Source organism: Rathayibacter sp. AY1G1, from assembly GCF_002932095.1.
Taxonomy (GTDB): Bacteria; Actinomycetota; Actinomycetes; order Actinomycetales; family Microbacteriaceae; genus Rathayibacter.
In genome coordinates this window covers 122,311-145,423 of the sequence record NZ_PSUZ01000001.1, presented here as the reverse complement: position 1 = coordinate 145,423, position 23,113 = coordinate 122,311, and the positions used below count along the sequence as shown (strand labels likewise).

The following is a 23,113-nucleotide window of genomic DNA, read 5'->3' as shown; positions in this document are numbered from 1 at the left end:
CCGGCATGAGCTCGAACGAGGCCACCTCCACCACGACCGAGGACTACCTCGCCGGCTTCGGCGAGGAGACCGGGTACCTCGACTTCGGCCGGGTGGGCCCGCTCTCGGCGACCGTCGCCGCCGAGCAGGAGGCGGCCGTCGAGCTGCTGGTGCGCGCGCGCAGCGGCACCCTCGACGAGCTGTTCCGGCAGGACGAGCGCGTCCGGGAGGCGGCGGCGGCGCTCGTGCGCGTCCCCGCCGACAGCGTCGTCTTCCAGCCCAACACCTCGACCGGCCTCCTGCACGCGCTGTTCGGCGCCTCGGGCGCGGTGCTGCTGTCGGCCGCGGAGTTCCCGAGCCTGCCGTTCGCGGCGGTGCGCTCGGCGCAGGCTCTCGGCTCGGTGGAGCCCCGCTGGCTGCGGACCGAGCAGGGACGGGTGACGCCGGAGGCGGTCCGCGAGCAGCTCACGGACGACGTGACGACCGTCGCGGTGAGCCTGGTCGACTCCCGCACCGGCTACCTCGCGGACGTCGCGGCGATCCGCGACGTGATCGGCGACCGGATGCTCGTCCTCGACGCGATCCAGGGCTTCGGCATCGTCGACGCGCCCTACGAGCTGGCGGACGTGGTCGTCACCGGCGGCCAGAAGTGGCTCCGCGCCGGCTGGGGGACGGGCTTCCTCGCGCTCAGCGAGCGGGCGCTGTCGCGGCTGACCCCGGTGCTCTCCGGCTGGACGGGATCGGAGCAGGCGGAGCCGTGGGACGAGGTGGCTCCGCCGCGCGGCGACGCCCGCGCCTTCAGCATCAGCAACCCGGACCCGATCGCCCAGGCCCGGCTCGCGTCGGCGCTGGAGGAGGTCGCCGCGGTCGGGCAGTCGACGATCGCCGCGCTCGTGGCGGAGCGGGTCAGCGCGATCGTCGACCTCGCGGACGAGTTCGGACTGGCGGTCGTGGGCTCCCGCGGCGAGCACGAGCGCGCCGGCATCGTGGTCGTCGAGCCGGGGCCGGAGGAGCTGGCCCCGCTGGCAGCCTCCCTCGCCGCGCACGGCGTCACCGCGCGCGTGCGTCCGAGCACCGTCCGCTTCAGCGCGCACGCCGGCACCACCGACGCGACCCTCGCGCTGCTCCGCGCCGCCCTGATCTCGTCGGCCACGAGCATCGACTACTAGGCCGGATTCCGCGCGTTCACACACTGGTTACACATTCGTAGCGGTGAGAAGCACACGGATGTCATTCGCCGGGTTAGGTTCGAGTCATCAGGTACAGCGCCTGGTCGAGACGGCCACAGAAGTACGGCTCGACATCGCGCAGACGCCGAAGGGACACTGCGCGGTGCACGACACGCACCGATGAGACCGGCTCGAGGACATGAGCCGGGGGCTCCGGCCCCCGGAGTGTGGAGAGTCGTCGTGACAGTTCCCCAGGGCATGGATCCGCAGACCGGGACGCAGGGCGGCGTCCACCGCCGTGTCCAGCACGGCTCCTCGGATCCGGCCGATCAGCTCCTCCGCACCTACGTCCTGGACACCTCGGTGCTGCTGTCGGATCCCTCCTCGATGTTCCGGTTCGCGGAGCACGCCGTCGTGCTGCCGATCGTCGTCATCAGCGAGCTCGAGGGCAAGCGCAACGATCCCGAGATCGGCTACTTCGCCCGGCAGGCCCTGCGCCGCCTCGACGAGCTGCGCGTGCAGCACGAGCGCCTCGACTTCCCCATCGCCGTCGGCCGCGGCGGCACGCTCCGCGTCGAGCTCAACCACTCGAACATGTCGGTGCTGCCGAGCGGGCTCCAGATGGGCGACAACGACGCGAGGATCCTCGCCGTCGCGCTCAACCTGCAGAGCGAGGGCGCCGCGGTCACCGTCGTGTCCAAGGACATGCCGATGCGCGTGAAGGCCGCCTCCATCGGCCTCGCCGCGGAGGAGTACCTGGCGGAGCAGGCCCCCGAGTCCGGTTGGACCGGCATGGACGACGTGACGCTCGGCGGCGACGCGATGAGCGAGCTCTACGACCGCGAGCGGCTCTTCACGGACGTCGTGGCCGACATCCCGGTCAACACCGGACTCGTCGTCCACTCCGACCGCGGCTCCGCTCTCGCGAGGGTCACCGGCAAGCGGCAGATCACGCTGGTCCGCGGCGACAAGGACGTGTTCGGCCTGCACGGGCGGTCGGCGGAGCAGCGGCTCGCGATCGACCTGCTGCTCGACCCGGAGGTCGGCATCGTCTCGCTCGGCGGCCGGGCCGGCACCGGCAAGTCGGCGCTGGCGCTCTGCGCGGGCCTGGAGGCGGTGCTGGAGAAGCGCCAGCACAAGAAGATCATGGTCTTCCGGCCGCTCTACGCGGTGGGCGGCCAGGACCTCGGCTTCCTGCCCGGCGACGCGGCCGAGAAGATGAACCCCTGGGCGCAGGCGGTCTTCGACACGCTCGGGGCGCTGGTGTCGCAGAACGTGCTCGACGAGGTCATCGAGCGCGGGATGCTCGAGGTGCTGCCGCTCACGCACATCCGCGGGCGCTCGCTGCACGACGCGTTCGTGATCGTCGACGAGGCGCAGTCGCTGGAGCGGAACGTCCTGCTCACGGTGCTCTCGCGCGTCGGGCAGAACTCCCGGGTGGTGCTGACCCACGACGTGGCGCAGCGCGACAACCTCCGGGTCGGCCGGCACGACGGGGTCGCCTCCGTGATCGAGACGCTGAAGGGCCACCCGCTGTTCGCGCACGTCACGCTGACCCGCTCCGAGCGCTCGGCGATCGCCGCTCTGGTCACCGAGATGCTGGAGTCGAACGAGCTCGCCTGACGGGCTCGCTGTGCGTCCGGTCCGTGGGATCCGAGGATCCCCGGGCCGGGCGCGTCCCTGCAGGGCACCGGGGCGTAGCGTGGACGGGTGAGCATCCTCGACGACGCGCTCCTCGAGCGCTTCCGCACCCGCGCGGCCGACTACGACGAGCGCAACGCGTTCTGCGCGGACGACCTGGAGGAGCTGCGCTCGATCGGCTACCTGGCGCTGCTCGTCCCCGAGGAGCTCGGCGGTGCCGGCCTCGGCCTGGAGCAGGCGGCCGCCGAGCAGACGCGCCTCGCGACGGCCGCGCCCGCGACCGCGCTCGCCGTCAACATGCACCTGGTCTGGACCGGGATCGCGCGGCTCCTGCTCGAGCGGGGCGACGACTCCCTCCGCTCGGTCCTCGTCGACGCCGCGGCGGGTCACGTCTTCGCCTTCGGCAACAGCGAGGCGGGCAACGACCTGGTGCTCTCGGACTCACTGACGCGGGCGGAGCCGCTCGGGGACGGCGGCTACCGCTTCACCGGCACGAAGGTCTTCACCTCCCTCGCGCCCGCCTGGACGCGGCTCGGCGTGTTCGGCCGCGACGACAGCGGGACGGAGCCGCGGCTCGTGCACGGCTTCGTGCACCGTGAGCGCCCGGACTCGCCGGTCGCCGGGCTCGAGGTCCGCGACGACTGGGACACGCTCGGCATGCGGGCGACCCAGAGCCGCACGACGGTGCTCGACGGCGTCGTCGTCCCGGCCGAGCGGATGATCCGCTCGCTGCCCGTCGGACCGACCGCCGACCCCTTCGTCTTCGCCGTCTTCGCGGCCTTCGAGCTGCTGATCTCCTCGGTCTACCTCGGTGTCGCGCAGCGCGCGCTCGAGCTCGCCGTCGCCTCCGTCCGCCGACGGACCTCCCTCCGGGCGGGAGGGCGGCCACTGGCGGAGGACCCCGAGGTGCGGCACCGGGTGGCTGAGACCGGGATGCTGCTCGACGGGCTCGAGGCGCCCCTGCGCTCGGCGGCGGCCGACGTGGACGCGCTCGTCGACCGGGGCGCGCGCTGGTTCCCGTCGCTGGTGGGGGTGAAGATCCGCACCACGGAGGGAGCGCTCCGCGCGGTCGAGAGCGCCGTCCGGATCGCGGGCGGGTCGGCGTACCAGCGCCGGTCGGAGCTCGGTCGCCTCTACCGCGACGTGCTCGCCGGGCAGTTCCACCCCTCCGACGACGCGTCGGCGCACGGCGCCTGGGCGTCGCTCCTGCTGGGACCGCTGCCGCCGCACGACTGAGGCCGGGATGGGACCCGCCGCCGCCCGAGCACGCCGGCGGGCCGCCCTGTGGAGAACTCCGACGCCCCGAGGGCGTCGCCCCCTAGTCTCGGCGGATGCTCCGCGGATCTCTGCTCGACCGGGCCGTCCTGCTCCTCGGCGCCCTGGTGCTCCTCCTGATCGGGGCCCCGCACCTCGGTCGGGCGCCCGGCCTCGTCCCGGTGGCGCTCGCGAGTGTGCCGCTGGTGCTGGCGGACGTGCGCGGGCACCGGCTCCCGAACGCGGTCACGCTCCCGCTGCTGGTGGTCGGAGCCGTCCTCGCGCCCACGGCGGGGACGCTTCTCGCCGTCCTCGCGACGGTGCTGTGCCTGGGCGTGCTGCATGCGGCGGGCGGGCTGGGCCTCGGCGACGTGAAGCTCCAGGCGGCCCTCGCACCGCCGCTCGCGGCTCTCGGACCCGAGCAGGTCGTCGCCGCGCCCGCTGTCGGCTTCGCGGTGGCAGGGCTGTGGGTGCTCGTGCTGTGCGTCCGCGGACGGGTCGCGTTCGGACCGTTCCTGCTCACGGGGTTCTGGCTGGTGCTCTGACGGCCCGCCTCCGCGCCGAGCGCAGGGACGGGCCGTCGGAGGGCCGGGCTCAGCCGGGGTGGGTCATCGACATGACGTCGAGGGCGCTGTCGAGCTGCTCCTCCGTCACCTCGCCGCGCTCGACGAAGCCGAGGTCCACGACCGACTCGCGGACGGTGATCCCCTTGGCGACCGAGTTCTTCGCGACCTTGGCGGCGGCCTCGTAGCCGATCACCTTGTTGAGCGGGGTGACGATCGAGGGGGAGGACTCGGCGAGGGCGCGGGCGTGCTCGACGTCGGCCTCGAGGCCGTCGACGGTCTTGTCGGCGAGCAGCACGGCGGAGTTCGCGAGCAGGCGGATCGACTCCAGCAGCGCCGTCCCCATGACGGGGATCGCGACGTTGAGCTCGAAGGCACCCGAGGCGCCCGCCCAGGCGATGGTGGCGTCGTTGCCGATCACGCGCGCGCAGACCATGAGGACGGCCTCCGGGATCACCGGGTTCACCTTGCCGGGCATGATCGAGGATCCGGGCTGGAGGTCGGGGATCCGCAGCTCTCCGAGGCCGGTGTTGGGGCCGGAGCCCATCCAGCGGAGGTCGTTGTTGATCTTGGTCAGGCTCACCGCGAGCACGCGCAGCGCTCCGGAGGCCTCGACCAGCGAGTCCCGCGCGCCCTGGGCCTCGAAGTGGTTGCGGGCCTCGGTGACGGGAAGGCCCGTCTCCTCCGCGAGGCGCGCGATGACCTTCTGCGGGAAGCCGGCGGGGGTGTTGATCCCGGTGCCGACCGCGGTGCCGCCGAGCGGGACCTCGGCGACGCGGGGGAGCGCCGACTGCACGCGTTCGATGCCGAGGCGGATCTGCGCGGCGTAGCCGCCGAACTCCTGGCCGAGCGTGACGGGGGTGGCGTCCATCAGGTGGGTTCGGCCGGCCTTGACGACCTCGGTCCACTGCTCCGCCTTGACCTCGAGCGACTCGGCGAGCTGCTCGAGCGAGGGGATCAGCGACTCGATGAGCGCGCCGGTGACGGCGACGTGGACCGAGGTGGGGAACACGTCGTTGGAGGACTGCGAGGCGTTGACGTGGTCGTTCGGGTGCACGGTGCGGCCGAGGGCCGTGGTCGCCAGCGAGCCCAGCACCTCGTTCATGTTCATGTTCGAGGACGTGCCCGAGCCGGTCTGGTAGACGTCGATCGGGAAGTGCGCGTCGTAGCCGCCCCCGACGACGAGGTCGGCCGCGTCGGCGATCGCCGTGGCGATGTCGGCGTCGAGCACGCCCAGCTCGGCGTTGGCCAGCGCCGCCGCCTTCTTGATGCGCGCGAGGGCCGCGATCTGGGCCGGCTCGAGGCCCGCACCCGAGATCGGGAAGTTCTCGACCGCCCGCTGGGTCTGCGCGGCGTAGAGGGCGTCGCGGGGGACCCGCACCTCGCCCATCGTGTCGTGCTCGATGCGGAAGTCGCCGGAGTCGTCGGTCGGGGAGTGATCCACCACGCTGTGTTCGTCCTTGTCTGATCGGTTGGTGCTGTGCTGTCCGGAGCCGCTCACGCGGGATCCGATCCCACCGCGCTCGGAGCGGCGGCGGAGGAGGCCGAGCCGGAGTCGCGCTCCAGCTCGGAGAGGTAGGGGCTGAGCTCGGGCGGATCGATGCCGAGCACGACATCGGACATCACGGTGCCGTCCGAGAGCCGGTAGTTGGCGCCCACGAGGGCGAGCCGCCCGGTCGCGACCGCGTCGGCGATCAGCGGGGAGCGCTGGAGCAGCTCGGCGACCGTGTCGCGCAGGTGCTCGCGGCCGACGGCCAGCGCGTCGGTCGCCGACGGGTCGACGAGCACGCGGCCGTCCGGCTGGGCGCCCACGAGGCGGCGCACCGCGGGGATGATCGGCTCGATCAGGTGCTCGATGTGCGGGGGGAGCCGCTCGGCGCCGGGCGCCTGCGACTGGATCGCCGCCCGGACCGCTCCGCACTCGTCGTGGCCGAGCACGAGCAGCACCTTCACGCCGAGGACGGCGACGCCGTACTCCAGCGAGCCGATGATGGAGTCCGCGATCACCTGGCCGGCGTTGCGGACGACGAAGAGGTCGCCGAGCCCCAGGTCGAAGATGATCTCGGCCGCGAGGCGGGAGTCGCTGCAGCCGAAGAGCGCAGCGAGCGGGGCCTGCGCGGCGGCGAGCTCGGCGCGGCGCTCGACGTCCTGGCGGGGGTGGCGGGGCTCGCCTGCGACGAAGCGCTGGTTGCCGCGGAGCATCTCCTTCCAGACCCACGCCGGCGGGCGGGACTCGCGGGGGACGGTGCTGCTGGTTCCGAGGCTCATCGGGACTCCTCCTGGCCGATCTGCGGGGTGATGGCGTCCACGACCAGGCGGATCTCGTCCGTCGGGGCCGTGCCGTAGACGAGGTAGGTGCTGGAGCCCTCCGTCGTCTCGAGTGCGTAGGGCGTGTTGCCGGTGTCGTCGCCGGAGTCGCGGTGGTCGTAGACGGTCCAGTCGCGGCCGTCGATCGTCTCGACGCCGGTCGCCGCCCGGCGGTCGAGCTGCGTCGCGACCCAGGCCGCGTCCGCGTCGAGCCCCTGACTCAGGCCGATGTAGCCCGCCTTCGGCGTGATCAGGCCGACGTACCAGTAGTCGGTGCCGTTCTCGCGGCGGAGCTCGGCCGCGTTGGCCTTCCAGCCCTCGGGCAGGGAGGGCACGGCGAGCGTCTGCTCCTCGCCCAGCTGGACCTGCGCGGCGACGCGGGGGACATCGACCGAGGAGAGCTCCACGGTGTCGCCGCGGGGGACGAGCAGGACGATGAGCGCTACCGCGCCGACGGTCGCGAGCAGCGAGAAGACGAGGTTGTTGACCGTCTTGCGCTGACGGTAGAGCCGGGAGTTCTCGGCCTTGCGTGCGGCCGTCTCGGCGGCCGTCTCCGGGCGCCCGAGCTCGGCGACGACCCGCGCGGGCTTCGCGCGGCTCATCCGGCGGCCGCCCCTCCGGAGCGGGCCGCGTCCAGCCGGGCGCGTGCTCCGATCAGCCACTCCTCGCAGCGGGCGGCGAGGGCCTCGCCGCGCTCCCACAGGGCGAGCGAGCGCTCGAGGGTGGAGCTGCCCTGCTCGAGCTCGGAGACGACGCGGACGAGCTCGTCGCGCGCCTGCTCGTAGGAGAATCCCGAGACGTCGGAGTCGTTCGCCGGGGCGTCGGGGGAGTCGGGCATGGGTCTGATCCTATCGATCGGGGCTGAGGGGGGACGGGTGGCGCGGCGGGCTCAGGACCGGCCGGCGGGATCGCCGGTGGGCCCCTCGGAGCGGGCGCCGACGGCCCCCTCCGCGAGCGTGAGGACGAGTGCGCCGCCGGCCGGCGCGTCACCGGGCGCCCGGACGACGTGCCCGGCCGCGTTCTGGACGATCGCGTAGCCGCGGTCGAGGGTGTGCTGGGGGGAGAGGGCGCGCAGGTGGCCGTGCAGGCGCTCGACCTCGAGGTGCGCGCGCTCGAGGCGGCGGTCCACCAGCTCGGCGCCGCGCGCCACCCAGCGGGTCAGCTCCTCGGAGTGCCGGTCGACCAGCACGTGCGGCTGGGCGAGCACCGGCCGCGAGCGCAGCTGCGAGAGCCGGTCGATCTCGTGCGAGACGAGCCCGCTCACGCGGCCGGTCATCCGCAGCCGGGCCTGCTGCACGCGCAGCAGCTCGTCGGAGACGTCGGGCACGACCCTCTTCGCGGCGTCGGTGGGAGTGGAGGCGCGCAGGTCGGCGACGTCGTCGAGCAGCGGGCGGTCGGCCTCGTGGCCGATCGCGCTGACGACCGGAGTGGAGCAGGCGGCGACGGCGCGCACGAGCGCCTCGTCGCTGAAGCCGAGCAGGTTCTGGAAGTCGCCGCCTCCGCGGGCGATCACGATCACGTCGATGCTGTCGTCGGCCTCGAGGGTCCGCAGGGCCGAGAGCACCTCCGGGACCGTCCGGTCGCCCTGCACGGCCGAGTGGACCACCCGGAAGCGCACGGCCGGCCAGCGCAGCTGCGCGTTCCGCAGCACGTCCTTCTCGGCGTCCGAGTCCTTGCCGGTGATGAGGCCCACGCCGTGCGGGAGGAACGGCAGCGGCTTCTTGCGGGAGGCGTCGAACAGCCCCTCCGACGCGAGCTGCCGGCGGAGCCGCTCGAGCTTCTCCAGCAGATCGCCCAGGCCGACGTGGCGCATCTCGAAGACCTGCATCGAGAGCGTGCCGCCCTTGACCCAGTAGTTGGGCTTCACCAGCGCGATGACCCGATCGCCCTGCTTGAGGTCGGCCGGGAGGCGGCTCCGCACCGACGACCAGACGGTGAAGCCGACCGTCGCGTCTCCGGACAGGTCCTTCAGCTTCCCGTAGACGTTGCCGCCGGACGCGCCCCACTGGGTGATCTCGCCCTCGACCCACGCGGTGCCGAGGCGCTCGATCCAGCCCTTGATCTTGCTGGCGAGCAGGCCGACCGGCCAGGGTGCGTCGGCGGTGGGTGGGGCGTCGGTCATCGCTGCCTCTGCTCGGAGGGACGGGGGGAACGGGAGTGCCCTCCCGCGACGACAACGGTACGGGACGGGTCCGACACCGGGACGGCCCGGGCACAGGATGCACCACGTAGAATCAGGGGGTGAGCCAAGTCCCGATCAGCCTGCCCATGCCGCGCATGCCCCGCGCCACAGGGCGTCTGCGCGACGTCCCCGTCGAGGGCCGCAAGCGCGTCCTCCTCGCCGCGCCCCGCGGCTACTGCGCCGGAGTCGACCGCGCGGTCGTCGCCGTCGAGAAGGCCATCGAGCACTACGGTGCGCCGGTCTACGTGCGCAAGCAGATCGTGCACAACGTGCACGTCGTCTCCACGCTCGAGAGCCAGGGCGCCATCTTCGTCGACGAGGTCGACGAGGTGCCCGAGGGATCGCACATCGTCTTCAGCGCGCACGGCGTCTCACCGGCCGTCGTCCAGGGCGCGGCCGACCGCGGTCTCCAGGCGATCGACGCGACCTGCCCCCTGGTGACGAAGGTGCACCGCGAGGCCGTCCGCTTCGCGCGCGACGACTTCGAGATCCTCCTCATCGGCCACGAGGGCCACGAGGAGGTCGAGGGCACCGCGGGCGAGGCCCCTGATCACGTCACCCTCGTCGGCAGCCCCGACGACGTGCCGAACATCGTCGTGAAGGACCCGGACAAGGTCGTCTGGCTCTCGCAGACGACGCTCTCGGTCGACGAGACGATGGAGACGGTGCGCCGTCTCCGCGAGCGCTTCCCCAACCTGCAGGACCCGCCGAGCGACGACATCTGCTACGCCACGCAGAACCGCCAGGTCGCGATCAAGAAGGTCGCCGCGGGCGCCGAGCTGGTCATCGTCGTCGGCTCCGCGAACTCCTCCAACTCCGTGCGCCTCGTCGAGGTCGCCCTCGAGTACGGCGCGAAGGCCGCCTACCGGGTCGACTACGCGAGCGAGATCAAGCAGGAATGGCTCGAGGGCATCCGCACCGTCGGCGTCACCAGCGGCGCCTCGGTGCCCGAGGTGCTCGTCCAGGAGGTCCTCGACGACCTCGCCGCCGCCGGGTACGGCGATGTCGAGGAGGTCAAGACCGCGGAGGAGGACCTGATGTTCTCGCTCCCCAAGGAGCTGCGCAAGGACGTCGCCGGCAAGCGCGACGCCCGCGGCGTCGGTGGACGCATCAGCGCGGGAGCGGGCGCCTAGAGCGTTCCGGCCCGGACACGGAAGAGGCCGCCCTCCCTCGGGAGCGGCGGCCTCTTCCGTGTGCGGTGGAACGGGGATCGACGCTAGACGTCGGTGCCGGCGCCGCCCTGCGAGCCCGACATGCGCGTGACGTACTCCGCGAACGTCGGGTCGCCCAGGATGGCGATCGCCGCGACGATCAGGGAGAGCAGCACGGTCGCCGCGATCCCGAGGATCGGGACGAGCACGGCGCGCTTGCCGGCGCGGAGCCGCCGGATCGAGATCCACACCGCGAAGGCGACGATCAGCGACTGCGCGAGCGCCACCACTACGCCGAGGATCCGTGCGAGCTCCGGCGACGCGTAGGTGCCGATGCCCTGGGAGCGGTAGAGCTCCTGGAGGGTCGTCGCGAAGCTCGAGGGATCGAGCAGCGTCGGCACGGCGAAGAACACGCCGAGCGCGAGCAGCACGATCGTGAGCAGGCGGTCGACGGGATGCGCGACGGGCTTCGCGGCCGGAGCGGTCGCGGGCCTCGGATCGGTCTCCGACCCCCTCGGGTCGGGGACGACCACGGCGTCCTCCGGCGGCTGCCACGACCAGCCGGGCGGCGCGTACTCGCCGTACTGCGGCTCCGGACGCCTGTCGCCCGGCTGATCGTGTGCGTTCGTCACGGAGCGGTGCCCTACTTCCCGGAGTTCCCGGCCGAGCCGAGCTGACGGGTCGCCTCGGCGACGCGCGCGGCCATCGCGGTCTCGGCGATCTTGCCCCACGAGCGCGGGTCGTAGACCTTCTTGTTGCCGACCTCGCCGTCGACCTTGAGGAAGCCGTCGTAGTTCTTCAGCACGGTGTCCGCGACGGAGCGGCTGAACGCGTACTGCGTGTCGGTGTCGATGTTCATCTTGACGACGCCGTTGCGGACCGCCTCGGCGATCTCCTCGTCGGTCGAGCCCGAGCCGCCGTGGAAGACGAGGTCGAGGGGGAGCGCGCCGGTGCCGTACTTCGCCTGCAGGCCGTCCTGGATCTCGCGGAGCAGCTCCGGGCGCAGGCGGACGTTGCCCGGCTTGTAGACGCCGTGGACGTTGCCGAAGGTCAGGGCGGCCATGTAACGGCCCTGCTCGCCGAAGCCGAGGGCCTCGACGGTCGCGATCGCGTCGTCGAGCGTGGTGTAGAGGTGCTCGTTGATGTCGTGCGAGACGCCGTCCTCCTCGCCGCCGACGACGCCGATCTCGACCTCGAGGATGGCGTTGATGTTCTTGACGCGCGGGAGGATCTCCTTCGCGATGGCGAGGTTCTCGTCGAGCGGGATCGCGGAGCCGTCCCACATGTGCGACTGGAAGAGCGGCTCGCGACCGGCCTTGACCTCCTCCTCGGAGGCGGCGATCAGCGGGTAGACGAAGCCCTCGAGCGCGTTCTGCGGGCAGTGGTCGGTGTGGAGCGCGACCGTGACCGGGTAGTTCTTGGCGACCTCGGTCGCGAACCTCGCGAAGGCGATCGCGCCGGCCGCGCGATTCTTCACGGTGTGGCCGGCGAAGTAGTCCGCGCCTCCGGTGGTGACCTGGATGATGCCGTCCGAGCCCGCCTCGGTGAGGCCCTGGAGGACCGCGTTGATCGTCTGCGACGACGAGACGTTGAACGCCGGGTAGGCGAAGCCGCCCGCCTTCGCCTTGTCGAGCATCTCTGCGTACTGGTCCGGGGTAGCGACGGGCATGGCATCTCCTTTGACGGATGAACGAAGGGGGGTCGGGCGAGGCCCGCGTCGCGGACGAGTCTAGCGAGGCGCCCCTCCGCGGTCCCTCCGCCCGTGGAGGGCCCTGGACTAGGCTTCGGGCAGGGATGGGGATCCGCTCCGCGGGTCCTGCGACGACGTGCACGAACTCGACGACGAAGGACTCCACTCTGTGATCGACAACGACTCGTTTTACCTCCACCCCGACCGCAACCTCGGCATGGAGCTCGTCCGCGCCACCGAGGCCGCCGCGATCCGCGCCGTGCCCTTCATCGGCAAGGGCGACAAGAACGCCGCCGACGGCGCAGCGGTCGACGCCATGCGCACCTTCCTCGGGACCGTGAACTTCGACGGAGTCGTCGTGATCGGCGAGGGCGAGAAGGACAACGCGCCCATGCTTTTCAACGGCGAGCACGTCGGCAACGGCTCGGGGCCCGCCGCCGACATCGCCGTCGACCCGATCGACGGCACCTCGCTGACCGCCGCCGGGCGCCAGAACGCGCTCTCGATGATCGCCGTCGCCGACCGCGGCGCGATGTTCGACCCCTCCGCCGTGTTCTACATGGAGAAGATCGTCACCGGGCCCGAGGGCGTCGGGATCATCGACATCCAGCGCCCGATCGGCGAGAACATCCGCGCCCTGGCCCGCGCCAAGCGCAAGCCCGTCGAGGAGATGCGCATCGCGGTGCTGGACCGCCCGCGCCACGCTCAGCTGATCGAGGACATCCGCGCGGCCGGAGCCGGCACGCGCCTCCTGCTCGACGGCGACGTCGCGGGCGGCATCAACGCCGCTCGCCACGACTCCCGACTCGACATGTGCGTCGGCACCGGAGGCACGCCCGAGGGCATCATCACGGCCTGCGCCATCCGCGCGCTCGGCGGAGTGATCCAGGGCATCCTCCGCCCGAAGGACGACGACGAGCGCCAGCGCGCCATCGACGCCGGCCACGACCTCGATCGCGTCCTCCACGCCAACGACCTCGTCCGCAGCGACAACACCTACTTCGTCGCGACCGGAGTGACGAACGGCGGGCTCGTGAAGGGCGTGCGCAAGGAGGGCCACGTCATCACGACGGAGTCCATCGTGCTGCGCTCCCGCTCGGGCACCATCCGCCGCGTGACCGCCCAGCACCTCGCGGAGAAGTGGGTCTAGGCCGTCACTGTCTCTCCGAGACGCCGCCCCGCCGCTGAGACGCCGCTCCGCTGACGGCGCCTCGGCGAGTGCGGCGGCGTTTCGGCGTGCGGGACGCGGAAGGACACCGGCCCCGGTCACCGAGGCGAGCGGGCGGGGCCGCGGCGGGTCTCGAGACGCCTCGCGGGCGCTCCTCCGCCGAGCCGCGGAGGTGGAGCGCCGTCGCGAGCTGCGGTCGTCCGGGTGTCGAGCCGGATGGACGGCGCCGCTCGCGCCCGGCCTGCACGCCCGGTGCTCGCTCAGCGAGGACCCGGGACCCTACGCGCTCCGCTCGGACTCGTCGTCCGCGGCGAGCAGCTCGACGGCGGTGAGGCGGCGCGGCGAGGAGGCGACTCCTCCGACCGGGGCGATGACGCGCGACTCGTCGAGGGAGTCGAACTGGCGCGCGGTGACCAGCACGCGGCTCTCGAGCGAGCCGGCGAAGGCGTTGTAGGAGTCGACCGTCTTCTCGAGCGAGCGGCGCAGGCCCTCGGCGTGGTCGGCGAGGGTGCCGAGACGGGCGTAGAGCGTCTTGCCGAGGTCGAGCAGGCGCTTGGCGTCGTCGGTGAGCACGTCCTGCTGCCAGGTGTAGGCGACGGTCTTCAGCACCGACCACAGGGTCACGGGCGAGGCGAGGGCGACGCGCTTGCGGAACGCGTACTCGAGCAGGCTCGGGTCGGCGTCGAGCGCGCTCGCGAGCAGCGGCTCGCTCGGCACGAACGCGATGACGAACTCGGGGCTCGCCGGGAGACCGGTCCAGTAGGAGCGGGCGGCCAGCGCGTCCACGTGGCCGCGGAGGGCGCGGACGTGCGCCCGCAGGAGCCCCGCGCGCCGCGCCTCCTCCTCGCCGCCGGCGCCCGCGGGGATCGCGCTCGCCTCCAGGTACGCGTCGAACGGCACCTTGGCGTCCACCGCGATCGCCTTGCCGCCGGGCAGGCGGACCACCATGTCGGCGCGGCCGCGGCCCGCCTCGCCCTCGAGCCCGAACTGCACGTCGAAGTCGACCCGCTGGGTGAGCCCGGCGGCCTCTACGACGTTCCGCAGCTGCGTCTCGCCCCAGGCGCCGCGGCTCGTGGTGGAGCGGAGCGCGGACGCGAGGGTCTCGGTCGTCGAGCGCAGCTGCTCGCCCGCCGCCCGCTGTCCCTCGAGCTGCTCGGTGATCGCCCCGAACTGGGCGGCGCGCTCGCGCTCGAGCCGGCCGACCGCCTCCTGCATGCCGCGCAGGCTCTCGGCGACGGGGGAGAGGGTCTGCAGGATGCGCGCGTCGTGCCGCTCGCGCTCGGCGACGACGCGCAGCTGCTCCTGGAGCTCGCGGATCTGGTCGCGGGCGGAGCCGAGGTGCTCGCGGTGCTGCTCGACGACGGCCTCGTGGCGCTCCTCCAGGCCCTCCGCGCGGGCGCGGGCTGTCGCGAGGTCGAGGGCGAGGGCGGCGTCGGGCGTGCGGGAGCGGGCGAGGAGGACGGCCACGACTCCCGCGAGGAGCGCGCCGACCACCAGGCCGAGGGCGAAGGAGAGATCCATGCCGCCGATGACACCACGCACTTCCGACATCGATCGATCGACGCGCCACGACCACCGAACGAGGGCCAGGACGCCCTGCGACCGCCTCGTAGACTTCGCGATCATGGGGAATCACCACCGCTCATCGCGCCTGCTCACGGTCGCGCTCGCTCTCGCCGTCGGGCTCGGCACCGCCCTCGTCCCGATCACCTCCGCCTCGGCCGCCGAGGACGCGCCGTCGACCGTCTCGGTCGAGACCGGCGCTCTCGACGCGTCCCTCGACCGCGCCGACCTCGGCGTCCCGGACCAGTCGACGCAGTACAGCGCCGAGGAGACGAAGAGCTTCCGCGCCGGCTTCATCGTCAGCGACGCCCAGTTCTTCGACGGCGACGCGCTGAGCACCGGTCAGGTGCAGTCGCTCCTGAACGAGAAGGGCAGCCGGTGCTCCACCGCCGGCACCGCCCCCTGCCTCAAGAACTTCTCGCAGGCGACGCCGTCCAAGGCGGCGGACGCGATGTGCAGCGCCTACCAGGGCTCCGGCAGCGAGTCGTCGGCCTCGATCTTGACGCGCGTCGGCCTGGCCTGCGGCATCAACCCGCTCGCCCTGGTCGTGCTCGTGCAGAAGGAGCGGAGCCTCGTCACCGACACGACGCCGAGCCCCGAGGACTACGCCAAGGCGACCGGCTACAACTGCCCGGACACCGCGGCGTGCGACCCCGGCTCGGCGGGCTTCTTCACGCAGGTCTACAGCGCGGCCCGCCAGTTCAAGCGCTACGCCAACCCGCCCGGCTCCGGCTCGAACTTCACCACCTACGCTCCGGGCACGACGCCGAACGTCGCCTACTACCCGAGCACCGCGTGCGGCTCCTCGCCGGTCACCATCCGCAACCAGGCCACGGCCGACCTCTACTACTACACGCCGTACCAGCCCAACGACTACGCGCTCACCGGCTCCGGCAACGCGGCCTGCGCGACCTACGGCAACATCAACTTCTGGTACCTCTTCAGCGACTGGAACCCGAACGGCACCCTGGCCAACGCCGGGATCGCCCCCGCGGGACGCGTCGACGCCCCGCGCATCTCGGGCAGCACGCTGAGCGTGTCCGGCTGGGCCGTCGACCCGACGACGCAGCAGGCCGCGCTGACCACGACGGTCACGGTGACCGGCCCCGACGGCACCCGCACGGTCCGCACGCAGACCGCGAACGGCGACCGCGGCGACATCCCGGGCGAGTACTCCGTCGCCGGCCGCGCCCACGGCTTCGGCGCCACCACGCCCGTCTCGGCACCCGGCACCTACCAGGTCTGCGTCTCCGCCGACTCCGTCGACTGGAACCGCTGGGTCGGCACGGGCGACTCCCGGGGCCCCGGCCGGAAGGATCTCGGCTGCTCGTCCGTGAGCACGTCGGCCGGGATCGACGTCTTGCGTCTGGCCGGCACCGACCGCCAGGGCACCGCCGTCGCGATCTCGAAGGCCGTCTTCGGCCCGAACGTCCCCGTCGTCTACATCGCGACCGGCGCGAACTTCCCCGACGCGCTGAGCGCCGCCCCGGTCGCGGCCAAGCAGAAGGGTCCGCTGCTCCTGGTCGACCGCGACTCGATGTCGCAGCCCGTTCGCGACGAGCTCAGCCGGCTCAAGCCGGCGAGGATCGTCGTGGTCGGCTCCCCACTGAGCGTCGGCGACGGCCTGCTGAACCAGCTGAGGTCCTACTCGCCGACGGTGGACCGCATCGGAGGGAAGGACCGCTACGACACGTCTAGGCTCATCATCCAGAGCGCGTTCCCGAGCGGCTCGTCGCGCGCCTGGCTCGCCACGGGCGAGAAGTTCCCCGACGCGCTCGGCGCGAGCGCCGCGGCCGGCTCCGTCGACGCACCCGTCGTCCTCGTGAACGGCACCGGCAGCACGGCCGACGCCGTGACGAAGGGCATCCTCTCGAAGCTCAAGGTGCAGAGCCTCACCATCGCGGGCAGCCCCCTGTCGGTGAGCGAGGGGATCAAGAACTCGCTTCCGGTGCCGACGATCACCCGCATCGGCGGAGTCGACCGCTACGACACATCGGAGCAGCTGAACCGGGCCGCCTTCTCGAGGGCCGAGACTGTGTTCCTGGCGACGGGCGAGAACTTCCCCGACGCCCTCGCCGGAGCCACGGCGGCGGGCTACTCGAACAGCCCGCTGTTCGCCGTGCCGACGACCTGCGTGCCCCGCGCCGTCCTGACCGACATCGCGAAGTCGGGAGCTCAGCGGGTCGTCCTCCTCGGCGGTCCCACCACCCTCTCGGAGGACGTCGCGCGGCTCACCCCCTGCGGCTGATCGCCCGCGACCCCGCCACTAGCGTGGAGGGATGACCCCGACCGCACCGTCCCCGACCGGCCTCCGACGCCGGCGGGGCGGTGCGGTCGTCGTCGTCGCGGCGCTGGTGGCACTCCTGCTGGGAGGCTCCGTCGACGGCACGCGCCTCGCAGCGGTGCCGTCCGAGCCGCAGACCGTCCGGCTGTGGACCTTCCTCCAGCCGGGCCCCGTCGCGGCCGACTTCGACCCGGGCGACCTGATCTCCGACGAGGTCTTCTTCGCCGGCGACGCGCTCGGACCGCTCACGGTGCAGGCGTTCCTCGACGCCCGCGTCCCCGACTGCGCTGGCGGGCCGGTGCCGTGCCTGCGCGACTACGCCGAGGACACCGCGGCGATCACGGCCGACGAGCAGTGCGACGCGCTGCCCGCCGGACGCGACGTCCCGGCCGCGGAGATCATCACCTCGGTCGCCGGCGCGTGCGGCGTGAATCCGGCCGTCCTCCTGGTGCTGCTGCAGAAGGAGCAGTCGCTCGTGACCGATCCGGAGCCGAGCGAGCGGCAGTTCCGCAGTGCCACGGGCTACGGCTGCCCGGACACCGCCGACTGCGACACGGACTCCTACGGCTTCGCGGCGCAGGTGTACGGAGCGGCGTGGCAGTTCCAGCGCTACCGGAATCCGGACTCGAGCTTCGACTGGTACCCGGTCGGCGCGGCCAGCGACGTCCGCTACTCCCCGGACGAGTCCTGCGGCACCGCCCCGGTGACGATCGCCAACGCGGCCACGGCGGGCCTCTACTACTACACGCCGTACCAGCCGAATGCGGCGGCGCTCGCGAACCTCTACGGCGAGGGCGACGACTGCTCGGCCTACGGGAACCGGAACTTCTGGCGCATCTTCAGCACCTGGTTCGGCGACCCCCGCGGCTGAGCCGATCGTCTCGAGCCGGCTCGGCATGACGGACGTCAGGCGGCGACGGGGGCCTTCGGGCGCAGGCGCTTCACGGAGACGCCGGCCAGCTCGCCGAGCTCGGCCATGCTCGCGGCGCCGTGCCGCCGGGCCGCGTGCACGACGATCGCGGCGCACGCCTCGGCGTCGGCCGACGCGTCGTGGTGGCGGAAGTCCTCGAAGCCCGCGGCCATGGCGACGACGGGGAGGCGGTAGGAGTCGAGCTCGTACGTCTTGCGGGCGAGCTGCAGCGAGCAGAGGTAGTCGTACTCGGGGTGCTCGAGGGAGGTCGCCGCGCAGGCCGCGCGGATGACGCCCATGTCGAAGCCGGCGTTGTGCGCGACGAACACGTCCTCGCCGGCGAAGGCCGCCAGGTCGGCGAACTGGTCGACCCAGGAGGCGGCGGCGTGCACGTCGTGCTTGCGGATGCCGTGGATGCGCGTGTTCCACTCGAGGAAGTCGTCGTACCCCAGCGGCGGGCGGATGAGCCAGCCGGCGCGGTCGACGACGCGGCCGTCGCGGACCTTCACGAGCCCGACGGAGCAGGCGGAGGCCCCGTGCGAGTTGGCGGTCTCGAAGTCGATGGCGGTGAAGTCGATGGGCACGCTCCAGCCGCTCACGCACCTCCGACGCCGCCGGGAGCGTCGCGCGCGCGTCGCCCCGAGCGGGCGGGAGCACCCGCCGGCCGCGGGCGGGCGCCTCCCGTTCCTCCGCGCCCCGCCCGCCCGGCCCTTCCGCCGCCACGCCGTAGGATAGATGCCCGTGGCTCTCACTATCGCAATCGTCGGTCTCCCCAACGTCGGCAAGTCGACGCTCTTCAACGCATTGACCAAGAACACGGTGCTCGCGGCGAACTACCCGTTCGCGACGATCGAGCCGAACGTGGGTGTGGTGAACCTGCCCGACTCCCGCCTCGAGGTGCTCGCCGGGATCTTCGGCTCCGAGCGCATCCTCCCGGCGCCCGTCTCCTTCGTCGACATCGCCGGCATCGTGCGCGGCGCGTCCGAGGGCGAGGGCCTGGGCAACAAGTTCCTCGCGAACATCCGCGAGGCCGACGCGATCGCGCAGGTCATCCGCGGCTTCGAGGACTCCGACGTCGTCCACGTCGACGGCAAGGTCGACGCCGCCAGCGACATGGAGACGATCAACACCGAGCTGGTCCTCGCCGATCTCCAGACCCTCGAGAAGGCCGAGGCCCGCTACGAGAAGGAGCTCAAGGGGAGGAAGATCGAGCCGATCGTGGTCGAGACCGCGAAGAAGGCGCGCGAGTTCCTCGACCAGGGCAAGCCGCTGTCGGCCTCCTCGATCGATCTGGAGCCGATCCGCGAGCTGGGCCTGCTGACCGCCAAGCCGTTCATCTACGTCTTCAACGTCGACGAGGCCGTGCTGACCGACGACGCCCGGAAGGCCGAGCTCGCGGCCCTCGTCGCGCCGGCGAAGGCGATCTTCCTCGACGCGAAGATCGAGTCCGAGCTGATCGACCTCGACGAGGCCGACGCCGCCGAGATGCTCGAGTCGACCGGCCAGACGGAGTCGGGCCTCAACCAGCTCGCGACCATCGGCTTCGACACCCTGGGCCTCCAGACGTACCTCACGGCCGGCCCGAAGGAGACGCGCGCCTGGACCATCGGGAAGGGCTGGACCGCGCCCCAGGCCGCCGGCGTCATCCACACCGACTTCCAAAAGGGCTTCATCAAGGCCGAGATCATCTCGTTCGACGACCTCGTCGAGACCGGCTCGATCGCCGAGGCCCGCGCGAAGGGCAAGGCCCGCATCGAGGGCAAGGACTACGTGATGCAGGACGGCGACGTCGTGGAGTTCCGCTTCAACGTGTAGGACGGCCGCGCTCGGCTCGAGGCGCCCGGTTCGCTCGGATCCCCGGATCCGCGAGCCGGGCGCTTCTGCAGGGAGGTGCGGGATCGCCGACCCCGGGAGTCCGACACGAGGCCGGTCACGTCCGCGGACGTCCGCCCCGCCCCGTCAGTTCAGCACGTCCCCGATCAGCCAGCTCGACAGCCCGACGAGGGTGCAGACGCCGACGACCACCCAGGCGACGGTCCGGCGGAGCGAGCGGGAGACCGCCTCCGAGCTGCGGGGAGTGGGACGCAGCGGCGCCGTGTACGCGGGCGGGACGGAGTAGGTCCGGGCCGGCGGGAGGAGTCGGGGGAGAGTGACCGGACGGCCGTCGACCCACTCGGCGGGCAGCTCCGCGGCCTTCGCGGCCTGCAGCGTGAGCTCGACCTTCAGCGGGGATCCGCGGAGGGAGGCGTAGGCGGCGGCGGTGAGGCCGAGGCTCGCGAGGTGGCGGAGGGTCGGGGCGAAATCCGCCGAGAGGGTCGGGGAGAGCTCGCCCACCCGCTCGCCGTCGAGACGGAGCTCGACGAGGTCGCCGGCCGGGTGCAGGGTCACCAGCAGCAGGCCGCGACCGCTCGCCGGAACGACCGTCGAGAGGCGGGCGAAGTGCTCGTCCTCGCGCAGGATCGGCAGGCCCCGCGACCAGGGGAGGATCGAGTGGCGCTCGACGGGCGGCTCGTTGAGCGGCACGAGCAGCTCGGGGGCGACCAGGGCGACGCGGAGGACGGCCCGCAGGCCCTCCTCGCCGCGCTCGACCCGGATGCGCGCGGTCGTGACCGGGACGGCTCCGCTCGCCACGACCCGGTCGAGAGCGGCCCGGTGGGCGGAGGCGTTCGGCAGGTAGCCGAGGACGCGGCCGCCGACCCGGACCGAGACGGCGTCGAGGCCGGTGGGGTGGTCGGGCTCGGGGATCAGGTCGACCTCGAGGGTCCGCTCGTCGATCTCGCCCGGCTCGAGCGTGCGGCCGATCAGATCGGCGATCTCCTCGATCCGCTCGGCCTCGGCGAGGGCGTCGACGCTCGGGGCGCCGTCGGCGTTCGGGAGGCGGTAGACGACGCGCTCCGTGACGGGGGTGACGGGTGCGTCCCGCACCACCGCGGCACTGTCCTGCGCGGAGCGGCGCGCCTCGGTGAACCGCTTGCCGTTCCACCAGCGCATCTCGGCCGCATCGGCCTCGTCGCGGTACCAGCCCGCCGGCGCACCCTCGTCCATCGACCCCCCCCGTTCCTCCGGCGAACGAGTCTACGAGGAGGGCGGGAGCGTCAGAGACCCGGGTCCGTGGCGGCGGGATCCTCGGGGGCGAGCGCGGCCGCGGGCTCTCCCGAAGCGGGGCCGCTCCACGCACCGGACTCGTGCGCCCGAGGGCCGGCGATCCACTCCAGAGCCTCGCGGACGAGCATCCGGACGTGACGCGCGTGGCCGATGGTGACGGGGGCGGGATCCTCGAGGACCTCGAGCAGGCGGTGCAGCACGGCACGGCTCTGCAGTCGTGTCATGGGCCTCACGGTAGGGGCCCGGTCGCTCGGACGGTAGTGCCGATCCGCGACAGCGCACCCGTCTAGGCTCGCCACATGACTCGTCTCGACGGTGCCGTCGTCCTCGTCCTCGGAGCCTCGGGCGGCCTCGGCCGCCTCCTGGCCGATTCGCTGGAGGCGCGCGGTGCCGTCGCGGTGCGCTCGGGGCGCGACTCCGCGGCGCTCGGCGAGGCACCCCTGGTCGCCGACCTGCGCGGGGAGGACGAGCCCCGGCGCGTGGTCGCCGAGGTGCTCGAGCGGCACGGGCGCCTCGACGGCGTCGTCGTGGCCGCGGGCGTCGTGGCCTTCGGGCCCTCCGCCGAGCTCGATCCGGCCGTTCTGGAGGAGCTCGTCGAGGTGAACGCGCTGGCGCCGATCCGGGTGCTGACCGCCGCGCTGCCGTCGCTCGTCGCGTCGGCGGGCGAGGGGCGCGAGCCGTTCGCGCTGACCATCAGCGGCGTGGTGGCGGAGGCTCCGACCGCGCGACTCGCCGCGTACTCCGCCTCGAAGGCGGCACTGCACTCCTTCGTGAAGGCCTCGGCCCGCGAGTACAAGCGGGCGGGCGTCCTCCTGCTCGACGCGCGCCCCGGCCACACCGAGACCGAGCTGTCCCGGCACCCGCTCGCGGGAGACGCGCCCCGCTTCGGCGCGGGTCTGGCGCCGCAGGACGTGGTCGACCGGCTGCTCGACGCGGTCGAGGGCGGCGAGACCGACCTGCCTCCTGCGGCGTTCACCGGCTGACGCCGTCCCGAGACGAGGCGGAGCCGGTCGATCGTCGCGGGAGCGCCCCGGATCGAGCACTGCAGCCTCGGCTGCGTACAGCCGCCGTGATCAGCCTGCGCATCCGGCGGCCGGGACCGCGATCGGCGCGGCAGCCCGTCCGACCGTCCTCCCCGCAGACGCGGGGATACCCGCCGTTCACCGGAGCGTCGCACGGGCGCACTAGCGTCCCTCCGTGCCCGACACCGCCGATGACGCCCTCCGTCCCACTCCCGAGCTGCTCCGCACGCTCACGCCCGCCGACGCGCGGGACCTCGTCGTGCTGGACGAGGACGACGACGATCCGGTGCTCCTGCGCCGCGACGGCACGCAGATCGACACCTGGCGCGAGGGCTACCCCTACGACGAGCGGATGTCGCGCGAGGAGTACGAGGCAGGCAAGCGCCTCCTCCAGATCGAACTGCTGAAGCTGCAGAACTGGATCAAGAAGCACGGGCGCCGACTCGTGGTCGTGTTCGAGGGGCGCGACGCCGCGGGCAAGGGCGGCACCATCAAGCGCTTCACCGAGCACCTCAACCCGCGCGGAGCCCGCGTGGTCGCGCTCGAGAAGCCGACCGAGCGCGAGGCCGGTCAGTGGTACTTCCAGCGCTACGTCTCGCACCTGCCGGCCGCCGGCGAGATCGTCCTCTTCGACCGCTCCTGGTACAACCGGGCCGGCGTGGAGCGCGTGATGGGCTTCTGCACGCCGGCGCAGTACGACGAGTTCATCCGCCAGACGCCGCTGTTCGAGCGGATGCTCGTCGGCGACGGCATCGACCTGGTGAAGCTGTGGTTCTCGGTCTCGGCGGAGGAGCAGCGCACCCGGTTCACGATCCGCATGATCGACCCCGTGCGCCAGTGGAAGCTCTCGCCGATGGACCTCGCCTCGCTCGACAAGTGGGGCGACTACACCGCGGCCAAGGAGGCGATGATGGCGGCGACCGACACCGCCGACGCTCCCTGGACCATCGTGAAGAGCAACGACAAGAAGCGCGCCCGGCTCGAGGCCATGCGCTACGTCCTGAGCCTCTACGACTACGACGGACGCGACGAGGAGGTCGTGGGCCCGCTGGGTCCGGACCCGCTGATCGTCGGATCGGCCGCGGACGTGTACGAGCGCGGCGAGCACGCCGCGACGAGCTGACC

General features: G+C 72.7%; 22 protein-coding genes. 11 read left to right on the top strand and 11 right to left on the bottom strand.

The window, feature by feature from the left end:
* The first annotated feature begins 5 nt into the window (after window positions 1-5).
* The 4 genes from C5C36_RS00650 to C5C36_RS00635 all read left to right on the top strand — a co-directional run bounded on the left by C5C36_RS00650 (window position 6) and on the right by C5C36_RS00635 (window position 4,588).
* Window positions 6-1,148 carry an aminotransferase class V-fold PLP-dependent enzyme gene (locus C5C36_RS00650; protein WP_104262468.1) on the top strand — a complete coding sequence of 381 codons (1,143 nt, stop codon included), beginning with the start codon at window positions 6-8 and terminating at the stop codon, window positions 1,146-1,148.
* Between the two features lie 258 nt (window positions 1,149-1,406).
* Window positions 1,407-2,771 carry a PhoH family protein gene (locus tag C5C36_RS00645; protein ID WP_104224423.1) on the top strand — a complete coding sequence of 455 codons (1,365 nt, stop codon included), beginning with the start codon at window positions 1,407-1,409 and terminating at the stop codon, window positions 2,769-2,771.
* Window positions 2,772-2,858: 87 nt separating this feature from the next.
* Window positions 2,859-4,025: an acyl-CoA dehydrogenase family protein gene (locus tag C5C36_RS00640; RefSeq protein ID WP_104262469.1), complete on the top strand. Its 1,167-nt coding sequence runs from the start codon at window positions 2,859-2,861 to the stop codon at window positions 4,023-4,025.
* 95 nt (window positions 4,026-4,120) lie between these two features.
* Window positions 4,121-4,588, top strand: coding sequence for a prepilin peptidase (locus C5C36_RS00635; RefSeq protein WP_104262470.1), 468 nt, complete (start codon window positions 4,121-4,123; stop codon window positions 4,586-4,588).
* Between the two features lie 49 nt (window positions 4,589-4,637).
* Here the strand turns inward: C5C36_RS00635 and C5C36_RS00630 are convergent, their stop codons facing one another.
* From C5C36_RS00630 to xseA, 5 genes are read right to left on the bottom strand one after another with little or no spacing between them, the layout of a single operon-like run.
* Complete coding sequence (locus C5C36_RS00630) at window positions 4,638-6,053, bottom strand: aspartate ammonia-lyase (RefSeq protein WP_104309078.1); 1,416 nt, start codon at window positions 6,051-6,053, stop codon at window positions 4,638-4,640.
* Window positions 6,054-6,103: 50 nt separating this feature from the next.
* Window positions 6,104-6,874, bottom strand: coding sequence for a carbonic anhydrase (locus tag C5C36_RS00625; protein WP_219814135.1), 771 nt, complete (start codon window positions 6,872-6,874; stop codon window positions 6,104-6,106).
* Complete coding sequence (locus tag C5C36_RS00620; RefSeq protein WP_104225525.1) at window positions 6,871-7,515, bottom strand: DUF4245 domain-containing protein; 645 nt, start codon at window positions 7,513-7,515, stop codon at window positions 6,871-6,873. The genes C5C36_RS00625 and C5C36_RS00620 overlap by 4 nt, the downstream gene beginning before the upstream one ends.
* Complete coding sequence (locus C5C36_RS00615) at window positions 7,512-7,751, bottom strand: exodeoxyribonuclease VII small subunit (protein ID WP_104262471.1); 240 nt, start codon at window positions 7,749-7,751, stop codon at window positions 7,512-7,514. The genes C5C36_RS00620 and C5C36_RS00615 overlap by 4 nt, the downstream gene beginning before the upstream one ends.
* A gap of 51 nt (window positions 7,752-7,802) precedes the next feature.
* Window positions 7,803-9,035, bottom strand: a complete 1,233-nt coding sequence (gene xseA / locus C5C36_RS00610; RefSeq protein WP_104224417.1) for an exodeoxyribonuclease VII large subunit — start codon at window positions 9,033-9,035, stop codon at window positions 7,803-7,805.
* Between the two features lie 146 nt (window positions 9,036-9,181).
* Here xseA and C5C36_RS00605 point away from each other — a divergent pair, with 146 nt between their 5' ends.
* The gene (locus C5C36_RS00605; protein ID WP_104225527.1) at window positions 9,182-10,228 is read left to right on the top strand and encodes a 4-hydroxy-3-methylbut-2-enyl diphosphate reductase; all 1,047 of its coding nucleotides are present in this window, start codon (window positions 9,182-9,184) and stop codon (window positions 10,226-10,228) included.
* A gap of 83 nt (window positions 10,229-10,311) precedes the next feature.
* On the opposite strand, the gene C5C36_RS00600 is transcribed toward C5C36_RS00605, so the two are convergent.
* Together C5C36_RS00600 and fbaA are read right to left on the bottom strand one after the other, a co-directional pair.
* A complete protein-coding gene (locus C5C36_RS00600; protein ID WP_104224415.1) occupies window positions 10,312-10,878 on the bottom strand; it encodes a DUF6264 family protein in 567 nt (188 codons plus the stop codon).
* Window positions 10,879-10,889: 11 nt separating this feature from the next.
* Window positions 10,890-11,915, bottom strand: coding sequence for a class II fructose-bisphosphate aldolase (gene fbaA, locus C5C36_RS00595; RefSeq protein ID WP_104224414.1), 1,026 nt, complete (start codon window positions 11,913-11,915; stop codon window positions 10,890-10,892).
* A gap of 238 nt (window positions 11,916-12,153) precedes the next feature.
* Between fbaA and glpX the strand changes: the two genes are divergently transcribed.
* A complete protein-coding gene (glpX, locus tag C5C36_RS00590) occupies window positions 12,154-13,086 on the top strand; it encodes a class II fructose-bisphosphatase (RefSeq protein WP_097165697.1) in 933 nt (310 codons plus the stop codon).
* Window positions 13,087-13,383: 297 nt separating this feature from the next.
* Here glpX and C5C36_RS00585 read toward each other — a convergent pair whose 3' ends face one another.
* Window positions 13,384-14,625, bottom strand: a complete 1,242-nt coding sequence (locus tag C5C36_RS00585) for a DNA recombination protein RmuC (protein WP_208543606.1) — start codon at window positions 14,623-14,625, stop codon at window positions 13,384-13,386.
* Window positions 14,626-14,728: 103 nt separating this feature from the next.
* Here C5C36_RS00585 and C5C36_RS00580 point away from each other — a divergent pair, with 103 nt between their 5' ends.
* A complete protein-coding gene (locus tag C5C36_RS00580) occupies window positions 14,729-16,915 on the top strand; it encodes a cell wall-binding repeat-containing protein (protein WP_104262473.1) in 2,187 nt (728 codons plus the stop codon).
* A 31-nt stretch (window positions 16,916-16,946) separates the two neighbouring features.
* Entirely contained in the window at window positions 16,947-17,822 is an 876-nt protein-coding gene (locus tag C5C36_RS00575) for a hemagglutinin (protein WP_104262474.1), read from the top strand.
* Window positions 17,823-17,857: 35 nt separating this feature from the next.
* On the opposite strand, the gene C5C36_RS00570 is transcribed toward C5C36_RS00575, so the two are convergent.
* Window positions 17,858-18,445 (bottom strand): exonuclease domain-containing protein, encoded by a 588-nt coding sequence (locus tag C5C36_RS00570; protein ID WP_104224410.1) that lies wholly within the window; start codon window positions 18,443-18,445, stop codon window positions 17,858-17,860.
* Between the two features lie 157 nt (window positions 18,446-18,602).
* On the opposite strand from C5C36_RS00570, the gene ychF reads away from it, so the two are divergent.
* Window positions 18,603-19,676: a redox-regulated ATPase YchF gene (gene ychF, locus C5C36_RS00565; protein WP_104222958.1), complete on the top strand. Its 1,074-nt coding sequence runs from the start codon at window positions 18,603-18,605 to the stop codon at window positions 19,674-19,676.
* Between the two features lie 144 nt (window positions 19,677-19,820).
* Here ychF and C5C36_RS00560 read toward each other — a convergent pair whose 3' ends face one another.
* Together C5C36_RS00560 and C5C36_RS00555 are read right to left on the bottom strand one after the other, a co-directional pair.
* The gene (locus C5C36_RS00560; protein ID WP_104309077.1) at window positions 19,821-20,906 is read right to left on the bottom strand and encodes a DUF2510 domain-containing protein; all 1,086 of its coding nucleotides are present in this window, start codon (window positions 20,904-20,906) and stop codon (window positions 19,821-19,823) included.
* 50 nt (window positions 20,907-20,956) lie between these two features.
* Window positions 20,957-21,190: a hypothetical protein gene (locus C5C36_RS00555; RefSeq protein WP_104222960.1), complete on the bottom strand. Its 234-nt coding sequence runs from the start codon at window positions 21,188-21,190 to the stop codon at window positions 20,957-20,959.
* A gap of 75 nt (window positions 21,191-21,265) precedes the next feature.
* Here C5C36_RS00555 and C5C36_RS00550 point away from each other — a divergent pair, with 75 nt between their 5' ends.
* Both C5C36_RS00550 and ppk2 read left to right on the top strand, forming a co-directional pair.
* Entirely contained in the window at window positions 21,266-21,949 is a 684-nt protein-coding gene (locus C5C36_RS00550) for an SDR family oxidoreductase (protein WP_104309076.1), read from the top strand.
* Between the two features lie 301 nt (window positions 21,950-22,250).
* Complete coding sequence (gene ppk2 / locus C5C36_RS00545) at window positions 22,251-23,111, top strand: polyphosphate kinase 2 (protein ID WP_244229668.1); 861 nt, start codon at window positions 22,251-22,253, stop codon at window positions 23,109-23,111.
* Window positions 23,112-23,113: the final 2 nt, after the last annotated feature.